The organism is Bacteroidota bacterium (assembly GCA_021300195.1).
In the GTDB taxonomy this organism is placed as follows: domain Bacteria; phylum Bacteroidota; class Bacteroidia; order J057; family JAJTIE01; genus JAJTIE01.
Genome location: JAJTIE010000008.1, coordinates 54,286 through 69,834 on the forward strand (window position 1 = coordinate 54,286; position 15,549 = coordinate 69,834).

The 15,549-nt window shown below is 59.1% G+C and carries 15 protein-coding genes; 7 read left to right on the forward strand and 8 right to left on the reverse strand.

Annotated features, from left to right (window positions below; genetic code table 11):
- Positions 1-7: 7 nt before the first annotated feature.
- Complete coding sequence (locus tag LW884_02825; protein MCE3007264.1) at positions 8-2,206, reverse strand: cation-translocating P-type ATPase; 2,199 nt, start codon at positions 2,204-2,206, stop codon at positions 8-10.
- A 269-nt stretch (positions 2,207-2,475) separates the two neighbouring features.
- Here LW884_02825 and LW884_02830 point away from each other — a divergent pair, with 269 nt between their 5' ends.
- Entirely contained in the window at positions 2,476-3,246 is a 771-nt protein-coding gene (locus LW884_02830; protein MCE3007265.1) for a class I SAM-dependent methyltransferase, read from the forward strand.
- 89 nt (positions 3,247-3,335) lie between these two features.
- Here the strand turns inward: LW884_02830 and nuoD are convergent, their stop codons facing one another.
- Both nuoD and LW884_02840 read right to left on the reverse strand, forming a co-directional pair.
- Complete coding sequence (gene nuoD, locus LW884_02835) at positions 3,336-4,664, reverse strand: NADH dehydrogenase (quinone) subunit D (protein MCE3007266.1); 1,329 nt, start codon at positions 4,662-4,664, stop codon at positions 3,336-3,338.
- 83 nt (positions 4,665-4,747) lie between these two features.
- Entirely contained in the window at positions 4,748-5,155 is a 408-nt protein-coding gene (locus tag LW884_02840) for a rhodanese-like domain-containing protein (protein MCE3007267.1), read from the reverse strand.
- 76 nt (positions 5,156-5,231) lie between these two features.
- On the opposite strand from LW884_02840, the gene LW884_02845 reads away from it, so the two are divergent.
- Positions 5,232-5,690, forward strand: a complete 459-nt coding sequence (locus LW884_02845; protein ID MCE3007268.1) for a DUF6194 family protein — start codon at positions 5,232-5,234, stop codon at positions 5,688-5,690.
- Positions 5,691-5,722: 32 nt separating this feature from the next.
- Here the strand turns inward: LW884_02845 and LW884_02850 are convergent, their stop codons facing one another.
- The 3 genes from LW884_02850 to LW884_02860 all read right to left on the reverse strand — a co-directional run bounded on the left by LW884_02850 (position 5,723) and on the right by LW884_02860 (position 8,006).
- Positions 5,723-6,454 (reverse strand): hypothetical protein, encoded by a 732-nt coding sequence (locus tag LW884_02850; GenBank protein ID MCE3007269.1) that lies wholly within the window; start codon positions 6,452-6,454, stop codon positions 5,723-5,725.
- A gap of 201 nt (positions 6,455-6,655) precedes the next feature.
- A complete protein-coding gene (locus tag LW884_02855; protein ID MCE3007270.1) occupies positions 6,656-7,546 on the reverse strand; it encodes a T9SS type A sorting domain-containing protein in 891 nt (296 codons plus the stop codon).
- 121 nt (positions 7,547-7,667) lie between these two features.
- On the reverse strand, positions 7,668-8,006 hold the full coding sequence (locus tag LW884_02860; GenBank protein MCE3007271.1) for a nucleotide pyrophosphohydrolase: 339 nt from the start codon (positions 8,004-8,006) through the stop codon (positions 7,668-7,670).
- Between the two features lie 208 nt (positions 8,007-8,214).
- On the opposite strand from LW884_02860, the gene LW884_02865 reads away from it, so the two are divergent.
- Positions 8,215-10,593 (forward strand): histidine kinase, encoded by a 2,379-nt coding sequence (locus LW884_02865; GenBank protein MCE3007272.1) that lies wholly within the window; start codon positions 8,215-8,217, stop codon positions 10,591-10,593.
- Positions 10,586-11,341: a LytTR family DNA-binding domain-containing protein gene (locus LW884_02870; GenBank protein MCE3007273.1), complete on the forward strand. Its 756-nt coding sequence runs from the start codon at positions 10,586-10,588 to the stop codon at positions 11,339-11,341. Before LW884_02865 ends, LW884_02870 begins: the two co-directional genes overlap by 8 nt.
- Positions 11,342-11,364: 23 nt before the next feature.
- On the opposite strand, the gene LW884_02875 is transcribed toward LW884_02870, so the two are convergent.
- Positions 11,365-12,138, reverse strand: a complete 774-nt coding sequence (locus tag LW884_02875) for a CPBP family glutamic-type intramembrane protease (GenBank protein MCE3007274.1) — start codon at positions 12,136-12,138, stop codon at positions 11,365-11,367.
- A gap of 113 nt (positions 12,139-12,251) precedes the next feature.
- Between LW884_02875 and LW884_02880 the strand changes: the two genes are divergently transcribed.
- Positions 12,252-13,037, forward strand: coding sequence for a hypothetical protein (locus LW884_02880; protein MCE3007275.1), 786 nt, complete (start codon positions 12,252-12,254; stop codon positions 13,035-13,037).
- Positions 13,038-13,074: 37 nt separating this feature from the next.
- Here LW884_02880 and LW884_02885 read toward each other — a convergent pair whose 3' ends face one another.
- Positions 13,075-14,004 (reverse strand): lysophospholipid acyltransferase family protein, encoded by a 930-nt coding sequence (locus LW884_02885; GenBank protein ID MCE3007276.1) that lies wholly within the window; start codon positions 14,002-14,004, stop codon positions 13,075-13,077.
- 47 nt (positions 14,005-14,051) lie between these two features.
- Between LW884_02885 and LW884_02890 the strand changes: the two genes are divergently transcribed.
- Together LW884_02890 and LW884_02895 are read left to right on the forward strand one after the other, a co-directional pair.
- Entirely contained in the window at positions 14,052-14,843 is a 792-nt protein-coding gene (locus LW884_02890) for a thymidylate synthase (GenBank protein MCE3007277.1), read from the forward strand.
- A 5-nt stretch (positions 14,844-14,848) separates the two neighbouring features.
- Positions 14,849-15,346 carry a dihydrofolate reductase gene (locus tag LW884_02895; protein MCE3007278.1) on the forward strand — a complete coding sequence of 166 codons (498 nt, stop codon included), beginning with the start codon at positions 14,849-14,851 and terminating at the stop codon, positions 15,344-15,346.
- Positions 15,347-15,549: the final 203 nt, after the last annotated feature.

A 15,549-nucleotide genomic window follows, 5' to 3' on the forward strand; every position in this document is an offset into this window, starting at 1 on the left:
AAAAAAATTACAGTTTTTTTCGGAGGCGCAGGCTATTGAGTACCACCGTGAGGGAACTGACGGCCATAAGGCCGCCTGCCACCATGGGCGATAGCAGCAGGGGGTATAGCACACCGGCAGCCAGGGGGATGGCCAGCAGGTTGTAGGCAAAGGCCCAGGCCAGGTTTTGGCGAATGATGCGACGGGTGCTGCGGCTAAGGCTGCGCAGGCGCAGCAGCAGTGCCAGGTTTCCGTGCAGCAGCACTACATCTGCACTGTCTATGGCTATATCTGCCCCCGTACTCATGGCTATGGGCAGGTCTGCAGCGGCAAAGGCCACGGCATCGTTTATGCCATCGCCCAGCATGGCCACTTTTCGTCCCTTAGCCTTCAGTTCGTGTATGTATGCTGCTTTCTGGTCGGGCATCATGCCTGCCTGCCAGTGCTGTATGTCCAGCTCGGCCGCCACGGCGGCGGCGGCGGCCTGGTGGTCGCCAGTAAGCATTACCACCTGCACCCCTTCCTGCTTCAGGCGGCCCAGCACCTCGGCACTCTCGGGCTTTACCTGGTCTGCCAGGCCAAACAGGCCAAACACCTGCCGGTCTACGGCCGCATATACCAGGCTATAGCCCTGCGCCTCCATGCGGGCTGCAGCCTGCTGTAGCTGCGGGCCCAGCTGGCAGCCGCTATCCAGTAGCCACTGCCCACGGCCCACACGTACGATGTAGCTGCCAAAGTGTGCTTCCACCCCTTTTCCGCCGTACTGGTGCACCAGGTCGGGCAGCCTGCTGGTGTGTGTAAGGGAGCGGAGATAGCCGCCCACCGCCTTGCTCAGCGGGTGGGCACTCTCGGCCACAGTGCTAGCTACCAGTGCCATATACTGGCCGGCGGCACCGGCCAGCGCGGGCTCATACTCGGCCTCGTACACCCTGGGTGTACCCCGGGTGAGGGTGCCCGTTTTATCAAAAACCAGGGTGTCCATCCGGGCTGCCACCTCCAGGGCGGTGGCATGGCGCAGCAGGATGCCTGCACGGGTGGCCGTGCCCATGCCCACCTTGATGGCCACGGGCGTGGCCAGCCCCAGCGCACAGGGGCAAGAAACTACCAGGATAGCCAGGGCTGTATACAGGCCAATGGTCCAGTCGCCACCGGGCACCCACAGGGCCCAGGCCAGGGCAGCCAGCACGGCTATGGCCAGCACCAGGGGCACAAAGATGCCGGCGATACGGTCGGCCAGGCGCTGGGCCGGGGGCCGTGTGCCCTGTGCCCGCTTTACCTGCTCAATGATCTGCTGCAGTACGGTGCCCTGTCCCACCTGGCGGGCTATCATCTGGATGGTGCCATCCTGGTTCTGGGTGCCTGCCATCAGGGTATCGGGCTTTTGCTTATGCACCGGCACACTTTCGCCCGACAGCATGCTTTCGTCCACATAGGTTTCGCCCTGCCACACACTGCCATCCACCGGTATGGCCATGCCGGGTGCCACCTCCAGGCGGTCTCCCACCCGTATGTCCGATACAGCAATCTGCTCGGCCCCCTGGGGGCCAAGGCGTGTGGCGGTGCGGGGCAGCAGGCTACCCAGGCTGTCCAGTGCGTCATCTGTACGGTTCTTGGCCGATTCCTCTATCCAGTTTCCCACCAGGATGAAGGCGATGACCACCGCCGCACTCTCAAAGTGTACGGGCATGCGGTGCAGCGCACTGCCCGGAAACAGCACGCCCAGCAGCGCCACTACAAAGGCCGAGCCAGTGCCCAGGGCCACCAGGGTATCCATGCTGATCTGCCCATGGCGGGCCTGCCGGTAGGCATTCAGGTAAAAGCCGCGGCCAGCATAGAAAACTACCGGCAGGCTAAGTGCCAGCTCTACCCAGGCCTGCCCGGCGAAGCTGTGCGGAAAGAACAGGCTGAGAACAAAAATGGGAACTGCAAAGCCAAAGGCCACCCACACCCGTAGGCGCAGGTCGGAGAAATAGGTCTTGCTGGCCTGCTGAAGGTCGCGCTTATCGGCTACCAGGGTGTAGCCTGCCGTCCTTACCGCAGCGGCCAGCTGCTCAAACTGTGCCTGCTGCGGGTCGTAGTCAACCCGGGCCGACCGGCCAACGAAATTTACCTCGGCCTGGTGCACCCCCGGCACCCGGGCCAGGGCACGCTGGGCACTGTCGGCGCAGCTAAGGCATGTCATGCCCAGCAGGTCGTATTCCTCGGTCTTGTGTTTTTCTTCTATCATATCACCTCGCACGTTAATCCGCGCCTTTCCGCTACAAGATGAACAATCCGGCTGGATATTTGGTTTGAGATGCAATCATGCTGCAAAATGAGGGTACGCGGCCTGCCAACAAGCCGCCTGCCCACCATCGCAAACGCAAGCATGCGGATACCCTGCCTGTACGCGAAACCAACCAAACGATAGCCCCTCTGGCACTGCCTAGCACCATGCCGGGGCGCTGGGGGATGAAACAGGACCCCTCTCTACCCGTTTCCTTCTTAGCCTGATCCATGCCCATGCACACTGAAACCGAAGCCCCAGAGATGCCCACACGCGATGCCGAGTGGTTTGCCGAATGGTTTGACAGCCCCTACTACCACCTGCTGTATGGGCACCGCAGCCAGGCCGAGGCCGATGCGCTGATAGAGGTGCTGGCACCCCGGCTAGGCCTGGCTGCCGGGGCCGCAGTGCTAGACCTGGCCTGCGGAAAGGGCCGGCACGCACGGGCCCTGCACCGGCAGGGCTACCGGGTGCTGGGGGTAGACCTTAGCCCACAGAGCATAGCCCATGCGCGGCAATACGAGGCCGATGGCCTGCACTATGAAGTGGCAGACATGCGGCACCTGGGCTATACCCACCGCTTCGATGCGGTGCTGAACCTATTCACCAGCTTCGGCTACTTCTCCACCCTGACCGACAACCTGCGGGTGCTGACTGGCGTAAAGGCAAGCCTAAAGCCCGGCGGACGCTTTGTGCTCGACTTTATGAATGCAGACCAGGTAGCCCATACGCTGGTGCCACAGGAGGTGCTGCTGCGCGAGGGCATCCGGTTCGACCTCCGCCGGCGCCTCATCCGGGGGTATGTGCACAAGGACATTCGGTTTCGGGATGCCGGGCAGAGCTACCACTACCAGGAGCGGGTGCAGCTGCTAACGGAGCCGATGCTGCGAAACCTGCTGATCCGCACTGGCTTTACGGTACTGGCCCGCTGGGGTGATTATAGCCTGTCTCCCTTTCGTACGGCGGACTCGCCCCGGCTCATCTTTTTGTGCCAGGCATAGCCAAAGGCACCGGGCAAGCCTGTGGGCCAAGGGGCGGAGCCAGCTACCGGCACCGCAAAGGCGAAACCTAAATGGGCTATGCGTGGGGCCTACTTGTCGGCCTCGCCCATCACCGGGTCGATGGAGCCGATGAGCACCACGGTATCGGCCACCATATTGCCTTCCATCATCTTCTCCAGCACCTGCAGGTTGGCAGCCGAGGGGCTCTTCATCTTCATGCGCCAGGGCGCCCCGGTGCCATCGCTCAGCAGGTAGAAGCCTAGCTCGCCCTTGGGGGCTTCTACGGCGTGGTAGGCCTCGGCGCCCTTGGGGGCTACGGTGCCCACATCGGTCATCATGAAGTCGTGTATCATGCCCTCCATGCTGTAGTACACTTCATCCTTGCTGGCATAGGCCTGTTTGGCATTGTCTGCGCGGATGATGCCCTTGGGCAGCCGGGCCATACACTGCTCCAGTATGCGCACGCTCTGCTCTATCTCGTCCATACGTACCATGAAGCGGGCCATACAGTCGCCCTCGGTACGGATGGGTATGTCCCAGTCCACCTGGTCGTACACCAGGTAGGGCTCGGCATTGCGTATGTCGTGCGCCACCCCGCTTCCACGCAGGTTGGGGCCGGTAAAGCCATAGGCAACGGCCTCCTCGCGGGTAACCACGCCCACATCCTTTACCCGGTTCACCAGGATGGCATTCTTGTACAGCAGCTTCTGCCAGCCCTTGTACTCTTTGTAGAAGTTTTTGAGGAAGGCGCGGATCTCGGCGAGCATACTATCTTCCAGGTCGTACTGTATACCGCCAATGCGGCAGTGGCTTACGGTAAAGCGCACACCGGCCAGCTTGTCGAACAGGCTGTAGATGTTCTCGCGCTCGCGAAACGTCCACATGAATACAGATATGGCACCGGCATCCATCACCATGGTGCCCAGCCACAGCAGGTGGGCCGATATGCGGGCCAGCTCGCAGGCTATGGTGCGGATGTACTGTGCACGCAGGGGCACCTCTATGCCGGCCAGCTTCTCCACCGCCGTACACCAGGCCACGTTGCTGTTGTAGGGGCTCAGGTAGTCCATGCGGTCCGTATAGGGCATAAACTCCTGGTAGGTTTTATACTCGGCAAGTTTTTCTATCCCGCGGTGCAGGTAGCCCACGTCTACCACGCATTTGGCTATCTTCTCGCCATCTAGGGCCGTTACCAGGCGCAGTACGCCGTGCGTAGCCGGGTGCTGGGGGCCTATGTTTAGCACCATCTGGGTACCCAGCGGGTCCGTTTCGTCTATCTCTACGCTGGTGTGCTTGCTATCCAGCCTGCCATACAGTGCGCGGTGGTGCTTGGGGAAGAAGCTGAACTCGCCCCGCTCTGCGGTAGCTTGCCTTTTTTCTCCCTGTGCAGGAGAGGTGGGTACCAGAAAGTCTGCCATAGCGAAAATACCAAGTAGGATTATCGGGTACGAAGGTACACAAGGATTAGCCTAAAGTAAACAGGCGCGGTACAAAAGCGTGCCTAGGGGCAGGCCTTATCCCCGGCAGTGAGGGGGATCTTCTTCTTCTGAAAGCCCGAGATGCCCTCCGAAACATTGTATACCTGCTTGAAGCCTGCCTTCGTCATAATCTGGCTAGCTTCGGCGCTGCGGCCACCGGCATAGCAATACACGTAGTAGGGCTGAGACTTATCCAGCTGCCGGATTTTGGTGGCAAAGTCATCGGCATTTACATCTACCAGCTGGGCACAGGGCAGGTGGCCCTGCCGATACTCCCAGTCGGCCCGCACATCCAGGATCTGGCCTGGCTGCTGCTTACGCAGGCGGACCATTTCTTCGTAGCTGATGCGCTGCTGGGCCTGCACCGCTGCGGGAGCCATAAGGCCGGTCAGGACAACGAAAAGGAAAAAGCCGAAGTGTATCTGCTTCATGGTACTTGGGTATGGGGGGGCAATGAGGAAAAAATGTAAGGAAGAAAGACTACATTTTTTTTGACCTTTGAGTTCGATGCACACCCCCCAGACGATAGAAGCGCTGCTGCTGGCCCGCTATGCCGGGTTGGTAGCCAAAACAGCGTACTCCGAGCGTTCGCTATTTTATAACCCCGCTGGCCTACTGCCCAATGGCATGTACTTTGCCACACTGAAAACCGCAGATGGCCCCCATGACAAAGCCAGTGCGCTAGACCGGCCCGGGGTGTTCCGGCTCAGCTTTGGGCTGGACGACAGGGCCTATACGGCCCTCTTTGGCCCCAAGCCTGCACGGCCACCCAAGGGCGGCGTGGTGCAGCTGCCTGCGGGGACCGACTGGCAGGCGCTGGACGTGCTGACGCCCCACCCGGTATATGCCTGGATGCGCTACGTGTGCATCCTGAACCCTGGCGCAGAACGCTGGGGGCAGCTGGCCCCCCTGCTGGATGCCACCTACAGCCGGCTGGTACAGCAGTACCAAAAGAAGCACCGCTAGGCGCGGCATGATGTCCCGTGTACCGCCCCCCCTTAGGGCAGGGCTGCGGCCTGCTGCTGCGCTGCATGCACACTACCGCTGTAGGCCGAGCGGATAACCCGATAGCCCTGCCAGATGCAGAGCAGGCCCACCAGCTCGCCCACGTACAGCACCTCTACATAACCTGCGCGGGCGGCCCCCCCGCCTATGCCCGGCAGCAGGGCCCCCACGGCTATCCAGATGTTGCCCTGGTAGCGCCGGGTGCCATCGGGCTGGCGGCGATACCTGAAGGCCGAGTAAAAAGCTCCGCCAATCAGGAAGATAACCGCATAGGTATTAATGAAAGGCGAAAACCACCGTACCCACTGGTGTACGAGCACCGCGCCACTTAGCCGCTGGGGTTCCACTTGGCTGTAATCAATGGGCGAACGCAGGATAAAGAAACTGGCTACCAGCACAGTAAGCACCAGCAGGGCACTGGTAAGGTGGGCAAAACGCCGATTGAACAACAGGTATACCGTGCCCTGGGCCAGGGGTGCCCCGCCCAGTAGTGCCCCGCTGATGAACCAGGCGTAGAAGACCGGTTCCTGCCAGTCCAGCAGGGCCGTCAGGCTCTCGGTAAGGGTGCCCACCCCATACGCCACGATGCCAATAAACCACACCAGCAGGTAGGTAGCCTGGGGTTTGCGCCGCCAGTGCAGCCACAGCACACGGCCGAACAGGATGCTAACCAATGTAGTAGCAATGGGCAGAAAATGGGTGATGCGCTGCAGGATTTCGAGCATAAAAATCCGGATAAACCATGTGGAATACACGAAGCACTCGGTTCCGTGTATGGGGACAGGTCGGTCTAAACTGGCGGGGGCATTTTGCTCACCTCCCCCCTATCTGGTACAGAAGGTGCGCGGCACAGGCTCAGTTGGTTAATAATAGACTTGCTATGGCCTCTAGCCTGTTGCATCGTATCGCCCAAGCCAGAGCCCCCCCTACTGCACCACGATGCGCTGTGTAGCCAGCCCCGATGTGCCCGAGACCTCTAGCAGATAGGTGCCAGCGGGCAGGGCGGCGGTGCTCAGGCGGTGCGTACTGCCTACAAAGGTGGCAGCGGCCACCTCCTGCCCCTGCAGGTTCAGGATGCGCAGGGTGTAGGGGTCGGCCTTTTCCAGCTCTATGTTCAGCTCCGCGCGTACGGGGTTGGGGTACAGTTTCAGGCTGCCAAGGCTGGCGGATGGATCTCGGCGGGTAATAACAAACACGCGCAGCCGGGCTACACTGCTGGTAAGGGCACTGCCGCAGGTACCGCTCACCACCACACGGTAGTAGCCCGTGTCGGCCAGGCTGGCATTGTTGAATACCAGGGTATCTCGGGTAGCGCCGTCAATGTTCTGGAAGGTACCGGTCTCTGTGAGGCTCTTTTGCCACTGGTAGGTCAGGCTTTGGCCTCTTGCAGCAACCTTCAGCTTGGAACGGCGCCCTGTACCTACATCTGCGCTGGTGGGCTGGGTGGTAATGGCATTGCCCGGGCCTACGGTTACTGTCAGTGTATCGCTGTAGGCAACCCGGGGGGGACTAAAGGTATCGGTAACCCGGCGGCGATAGTAGGTAACGCCGGAGGCAGCCTGAGCACCCAGATCATAGGTAGCCTGGGTAGCACCGGTAATCTCGGTATAATCGCCCAGCAGCACGGTGCTACTCTGCCACTGGTAGCTAAGGGTGCCGGTACCCCCGCTGGCAGCGGCCTCGCTGGTAAAGGCGGCAGGGTTGCCACCGGGGCAGAGGGTTTGGCTGCCCCCTACGTTTCCGGGATTCAGCGGCTGAGCCTGGGCAATGCGGAAGATAAGCAGGCAGAAAGAGGCACTAAGTAGCAGAATTTTCATAAATCACGCGGTTGGAGTTCAATCGGGGTGGAAATCTAGGTTCAATTTCACTTTTTCGCAACAATTCATTGTTTTTTCACGCACCCCTACTCCATCCAGGGCGCAGCCCATACCTGCCTTGTTACTTCAATTTTGGGTTCTGCTGGTGCCGCTCTCTATCGCGGCGGGTTTTCTTTTCGATGTTCCGCACAAAGGCCTGGCTCAGGTCCACGCCCGTCTGGTTGGCCAGGCACACCAGCACCCACAGCACATCTGCCATTTCGTCGGCCAGGTCGTCTTTCTCTCCGGCTTTGAAGGATTGATCGCCAAATTTACGGGCCATAATGCGGGCCAGCTCGCCCACCTCCTCGGTCAGGATGGCCATATTGGTCAGCTCGCTAAAGTAGCGCTGCCCAATGCTGCGAACCCAGTGGTCCACGGCCTCCTGCACCTGGCGCAGGCTTAGGTCTTGATCGTTCATTGCGTAAGATCGTATTTTATGCTACACCCGGTAAGGCCCCGGGGGAGAAAATGGCGTGGCCAATGGGGTGTACTTACGGCAGCCAGATCCCTGCAAAAAATCTGGTTCCAATTCGCGTTTCGGATGCGGGGGTTCAGTCGCTTTTCTTGTGGCCTTTTGGTACCTTGCGGGCTATAGCGGGCCGCCCGTGCCCAAATCTTTCCAAGCCTTGAATCTGCCTAAAACCGGTAGTCTTTTTATAGTAGTGTGGCTACTGCTGGCAGCCACAGCCATCGGCCTGGTGCTGCGCCTGCCGAACCTGCACGAGGCTGCCGAGCTGAGCGACACCCGGCTACAGCAGTATCCAGGTACCGACTGGGTGATGTGGGCCGACGGCCCCCGGGGTCCCTATGCCCGGCAGGTGCTGCCCCCCATCCGGCAAAACAGCTGGATCCGGCAAGACTATATCCAGCCGGGAGACGAGCTGGAGTCGATCGACTATCAGCCCATACCCAGCGCCCACCTTGCCCACACCCTCTCGCGGGCAGCCGCACCGGGCACCGTGCGCCTGTACCAGCTGCTGCGGCCTGGGGCCGGCCAGCAGCCCGCCCGTAGGCTAGCCCTGTTTGTGCAGACTACCTACAAGCCGGTTTTTCTCTTTGCCGAAGATGCCGCAGCCTGGCAGCTCTACATCGTATACCTGGCCCTGCTGGGGGGCAGTAGCCTGGCCCTGCTCAGCCTGCTTATTCCTTTTTTTCGCACCCGGATTCAGGGCATACGTAGCCTGCTGCTCCTGCTCCTGCTGGCCCTGCTGTGGGTGCTGTGGCAGGGGGCACGGCATGTGGTGCTAACGCTGGATGACCACTTCCGGTACTTGGGGTTCGAGCAAATAGGCTTTCTGGGTGCGGCACTGCTCTGGCTCTGCCTCACGGTGCTGGTGTTCCACACCGCCCACCAGCGTAGCATCCGGTATAGCCTGCCCAGCATCCTGCTGGGCCTGGGGCTGTGGATGGCGCTGCTGGCACAGGTAATGCTGTACCGGGTGTTTACCCCCTATCAGCTGTGGGCCTATCAGGCCCTGCATCTCTTTTTTGTGGTGCATGTGGTGGTAGGCCTGGGCTTTCAGCGCCGGCAGGCCCGGCAGCGCCGCACACAGCAGGCCCTGCTGCTGCTCATGCTCGTGATGGGTGCGGCACTGTGCGTGCTGTGGGCCGATAGCTGGCAGCCCCACCTGCTGGGCCGATCGGCCCGCATCTGGCTATATGCGGGCCTCCAGTTTAGCCTGATCCTGCCCCTGGGCCTGGGGGCACGCAACCTGCTGGCCTATGGCAATGTAAGCCTGGTGCTGGGCCGCAGCCTGGCCCTGGCCCTGGGCCTCAGTGGCATCCTGCTGGTATACCTGCTGCTGGATGTGCTGCTAGAGAGCCTGCTGGGCAATGCCCTGAACCGGGGGCTGCTAGAGATTGGCATCATCTCGGCACTGGTGCTGGGCATACGCTACTTATACCTGCGCTACCAGGACTGGTTTAACCGGGTGCTGCCCCTGGGCCCGGCACGCCGCGAGCAGCAACTGCAGGCCTTCTTGCAGCGCATCCCGCGGTATACCAGTTCGAAAAAACTGGTGGACGATGTGGCCGTAGAGGCCGCCTATTTTGCCCAGGCCCAGTTTTGCGAGCTGCATACAGACGACCACAGCAGCAGCCCCCTAAGTGCCGAGGACAATGAGGTGCTCGCCCAGATTAACCCCCTGCTGGCACAGCAGACCCTGTGGAGCAGTGCCAAACAGCTGAACAACCTGAGCCTGGCACCCCACCTGGAGCAGTGGCTTACCAGCCGGAATGTAGCACTCGTCTTCCCGCTGCACCAGCAGCAGGAGCGGCTGGGGCTTATGCTGCTGGGGCCCCGAAAAACCGGGGTATACCACCTGGGCGAAACCGAATACCTGGCCCGGCTGGCCACCCAGGCACGCCTCAGCCTGGAAATCCTGTACCTGCTGGAGCGAGAAAAAGAGCTGGTACAGAAAAACCTGGAGGCAAACCTGGCTGCCCTGCGTAGCCAGATAAACCCACACTTCCTGTTCAACACCCTGAACACCATATCCGACCTGGTGCACAGCAGCCCCAATCTGGCCGAACAGGCCATCGAGAAACTGGCCTTTATCTTCCGCTACACGCTGCGCGTAAGTGGGGCCAACTTTGTACCCCTGGCCGAAGAGCTAAGCCTGGTGCGCAGCTATCTGGATATCGAGCAGATCCGCTTTGGAAGCCGCCTAAGCACACGCATAGAGGTGGAAGAAGCCGCCCAGCAGGTGGAGATACCTGCCTTTGTGCTACAAACCCTGGTAGAAAACTGCATTAAGCACGGCATAGCAAAGCAGGTGGAGCAGGGCCGAATAGAGATAACGGCACGGTACAGCGCAGGCCAGCTAGTATGCACCGTGTACGATAACGGGCCCGGCATCCAGGCCGAACGTATAGAGAAAGGCACCGGCCTGCGCAACATTATCGCCCGTATGCGTAACTTATACCCCCAAGGCCAGCAGCTCACCTTTGATAACACGGGGGCTGGCACCCTGGTTACGCTCAAAATTCCTGTTACCCATGCATAAAATCCACGTACTCGTTGCCGATGACGAAGCCCCAGCCCGCAATAAAATGGTGCGGCTGCTCCAGGAATTTGAACAGCTGGAGATTGTAAATATCTCTTCCAATGGCCTGGATGCCTTTAACTACATCTGCCAGCTAAAGCCGGAGGTTGCCTTCCTGGACATTGAGATGCCGGGCATGAATGGCCTGGAGATTATACAAAACTTGCCCGAAGATGTAAGCCCCCAGGTTGTGTTTGCCACGGCCTACCACGAGCATGCCATACAGGCCTTTGAGCTGAATGCAGTAGACTACCTGCTCAAGCCATTCAGCCAGGAGCGGCTGGTGCAGACCATCGAAAAGCTGGAAAAAGGACTGGGTGCGCGGAAAGAAAAAGTAGCTGCCGCTGCTGAGGAGATAGGCGAAAACCTGTCGGCCCAGGCACTGCACAAAATACCTGTACCCACCGCAGATCGGTACAAACTACTGGACTACAAGGAGGTAATCAGCATAGAAGTAGAAAACCGCAACACAAACATCTATACTGCAGAAAAACGCTACAGCATAAATATGACGCTGGAAGCCCTGGAGAAGAAGCTGCCACAGGAGCAGTTTATGCGCGTAAGCCGGGGTGCCATTGTTAATATTAGCAGCATACGCGAAATTGTACTCTGGTTCGGAAATCGGTTTAAGATTGTGCTGACAAATGACCGCGAGGTGCTAACCAGCCGAGACCGTGCCAGGAGTGTAAAGACCATCCTAAAATTCTAGTAAGGGAAAGAACAAAAATAGTTCTATACCAGCGTAAACACCAGTATATCATAGAGCGCGTGTGTCCAGGCAGTGATGCCAAATCCCCGCAGCAACAGCAGCAGGCTCATGATGACGCCAAAAGCGGCCCGATAAAAGAACGGATACCAGCCCCAGGCATCGCCTGCACCGCCGATAACAAACTGGAAGTGCGCCAGGCTGAACAAGATAGCCGTTATCAGCACCACCAGGAACTGGGTGCCTAGTCCATCCCGACGCATACCCGCAAACACAAGCCCCAGCAGGATAAGCTTCACCAGGATAAGCCGAAAAAAAAGCTCCTCGTAAAAACCGGCACCCAGGCTGAGGCTCAGTTTCTGCGCGTAGGTAATGCCCGAGCCTGTCAGCATAGGCAGCAGACCATTCGCACCAACCGCCAGGCTCATATTCAGGGGTAGATAGCGGACGAGCAAGGACAGGTTGAAGAAGACCACCAAAGCCCAGAGCAGGCTCTCGGCCCACATCCAGCCAAATACCCCCAGGCGAATTTTGTAGCCCTGACGATGGTCTTGCGCCAGCACAAACAGCCCGATCAGCAGCAGGCCCAGGCTAACATACAGCGTGCCCTGGGGAATGGCGGCAAAGGCCTGCTTGAAAAGGCTGTCGATGGCATTGGTAACCTGTAGTTCGCCCGACAGGAGCAGCTGGCTAAGCTCATAGAGCACCAGCAGCTTGCCTGCAAAGATGAAGTTGTACGAGTTGCGCCGCACCAGCTGGAAATAGCCAGGACGAAAGGGTTTCTCTTCTTGCCGCTCCATGGTGCAAAATAGCGTATGTCTCACGATATGCGACCCACCACCACCTATCCACCCACAATTTTCATCCGATCTCAGTCAAACTATTGTTGCCAAAAACACGTATCTTGGAGCCAATGCGTGGCATGAGATACAGCGTGGCACAGAGGTGGGCACGGAGCCTGGCACCCGTAGGTGCTGTGCTGGGTATGCTACTGTGGTACAGGCCTGTGCCAACCGTGGCGCCCAGCCCTGGCCGAAAACCTAATCCTCAAACGCATAGACCGGCAGAGCTATACCGCCAAACCGAGGCACCCGCCCTACTGATAGACCTGGCAAGCCCAGCCCCAGAACCAGCCTGTAGCTATGGGCTGGAGATGCAGCAGCTAAAGCAGGCCATGACCTATAGCGAACCAAGCTGCCGAAACCTGGCCGTGCAGCTAGCAGGAAAGAGCCCTGGAACGTACAACCTGGGGCAGGTGTGCGAGATATATGACCACTGCCTGGCACAGTGGAGGTATGTAAACGACCCCCGGAGCCTGGAGTACCTGAGTGCGGCACACCACAGCCTGCAGGCCAGCTATAGTGGAGATTGCGATGACTTTGCCATCCTGGTGGGCACCCTCATTGGGGCCATAGGCGGAGATGTGCGGATCCAGAAAGCGTACCAGGGCAACCAGGGACACAGCTACTGCGAGGTAAACCTGGGTGCTACAGATAAAAACCAGGTGCTAGCCTACCTGAAGAAAAGGTACCCCCATACGGAGAAAGAGGGGGGAAAATCCTTCTATTTCCGAGACGATGAAACCGGACTGTGGATGAACCTGGACTGGGATGCCGGTTATCCCGGAGGCAGCTATTTTGCTGCCGAACGCAGCATTGCCTTCCACACCCAGGACGGCTATTGTAGGGAGTATAACTAGACGGTCAGGCACACAATACTTTCCTGACCATGGGGTTTTAATCATTCCTTGCTAGGGATTCTCCATGATGCCAGTTTGTGGGTGGTGCGTGTTTCCACCGGCGGTGGCTCCATAGCCAGTAGGGCGGACTGGCGTAAATATCCTGCTCCAGGCGGCGGGTATGGCGCTCGGTTAGTTCGCCGGGCCGCGTGCGGGCAGGCTCTGCCTCCAGCAGTTCCGGTACAATCTCATAGTAGCCACGCCGGCGCTTGTATACCCCGACATACACTACGGGCAGGTTCAGCTTGCGTGCTATCTTCTCTGTCCCCCAAAAGATCGGTGTGGGCTGATGGAGAAAGGTGGTCCAGTAGGCCCCCTGTGGGGCGGGCGTTTGGTCGGCTATGAAGGTGGTGGCGCTCAGCTCCGCCGTGTTGCCCATCATGTAGCGTACCGACTCGTGCATGCTGAGCAGGTGGGTGCCAAAGCGGCTGCGCATACGGTATACCAGCCTATCAAAGTATTTGTTGCTCAGTGGCTTGTACAATGCATATATCCTGTGGGGAACAAATGTACCCGCGCTGGCACCCGTCCACTCCCAATTGCCCAGGTGGCCCATCACCGCCACGCAGCTGCGGCCCTGGGCTGCCAGCTGCTCAAACACCTCCATGTTCCGGAAAGAGCAGCGCCGCTGTAGCTGCTTCTGGCTAAAGGTCAGTAGCTTGAAGGTCTCCAGTAGCAGGTCGCACAGGTGGTGGTAGTAGGCCTTCATAATAGCCTGGCGCTCAGCCTCTGATTTATCCGGAAAGGCCCGGCTCAGGTTCTGCCACACCACCGCCCTGCGGTAGCCCAGCACACGGTACAGCAGCAGGTACAGGCCATCACTCACCCTATACAGAGCCCACATGGGCAGCAGGGCTATCAGGTATAGAAAAGGCAGGGCAAACAGGTAGGCAAGCATACTGGCTACGGTCGCACAAAAGTAGGGCATTAACACACAGAAACGAAGCGACACCAAAATCTGCTTATTTTTGCCAGATGGAGGCGTATCACCAGCTGCTAGCGCACATTCTGCAGGCCGGGATAGACAAAGACGACCGCACAGGCACGGGCACACGCTCCGTGTTCGGCTATCAGATGCGCTTTGATCTACAGGCAGGCTTTCCGCTGGTTACTACCAAGAAGATACACTGGAAAAGCGTGGTGCATGAGCTGCTGTGGTTTATCCGGGGCAGCAGCAACATTGCCTATCTGAAAGAAAATGGCGTAAGCATCTGGGACGAGTGGGCAGATGAGAACGGAGAACTGGGCCCCGTGTATGGTGTACAGTGGCGCAGCTGGCCAGGGCCAGCGGGTGCGATAGACCAGCTAGGACAGGTTATCGAACAGATCCGCACCAACCCGAACAGCCGCCGCCTGATGGTAAATGCCTGGAATGTAGCCCAGCTACCAGAAATGGCCCTGCCTCCCTGCCACGTGCTGTTCCAGTTTTATGTAGCAGGGGGCCGGCTTAGCTGCCAGCTGTACCAGCGCAGTGCAGATGTATTTCTGGGCGTACCCTTCAATATTGCCAGCTATGCCCTGCTAACCCACCTGGTGGCGCAGGTGTGTGGGCTGCAACCCGGCGAATTCATCCACACCTTTGGGGATGTGCACCTGTACCAAAACCACCAGGAGCAGGCCCGGCTACAGCTAGGCCGCACTCCCTACCCCCTGCCCCGGCTGGTGCTAAACCCCGGAATCCGGCAGATAGAGGACTTTCGGTACGAGGACATCCAGCTGCTGGACTATCAGCATCACCCGCACATCAAGGCTCCGGTAGCCGTATAGCACGTATGGCCAACCACCCGCCTGTTTCGATCATTGTAGCCGCTACCGAAAACCAGGTGATAGGCAAAGCGGGCGGTATGCCTTGGCATCTGCCCAATGACCTGCGGTTTTTCAAGGAAAAAACACACGGCCACGTGCTGCTGATGGGCCGCAAAACCTGGGACAGCATTGGGCGTGCCCTGCCGGGACGCACGACCGTAGTGCTGACCCAAAATCGCAGCTGGCAGGCCGATGGCACCACGGTGGTGCATAGCCTGAAAGAGGGCCTGGATGCCTATGCAGCCCTAGGCCTATTTATTGCGGGGGGGGCGCAGCTCTTCCGGCAGGCACTTGAGCTGGGTGTAGTAGACCAGGTGTACCTTACCCGCATCCACACCGAGCTGGCAGGCGACACCTTCTTCCCTGCCCTACCCGCCTACTTCCGGCTCACTTGGCAAGAGGCCCATCCGGCTGATGATCGCCACGCCTATGCCTATACCTTCCAGCTGTGGAAGCAGGGCTAGCAGGGAAACAGCGGCGAAACAAAGTGCCTATCCCCCAATCCCTTTCCGGCGCTCCCTGCATTGGGGCTTGACTATCAAAGTACAAGAAATCACCTTGTAAGTCAATGGATAACAGCAATTTAAGCAGATATAGGCAGAAAAAGATTCTGCAGGCATTCGCCCTGGAGCTAACAGCCACCCAGGCCTCGAGTCTTTTGCAGATT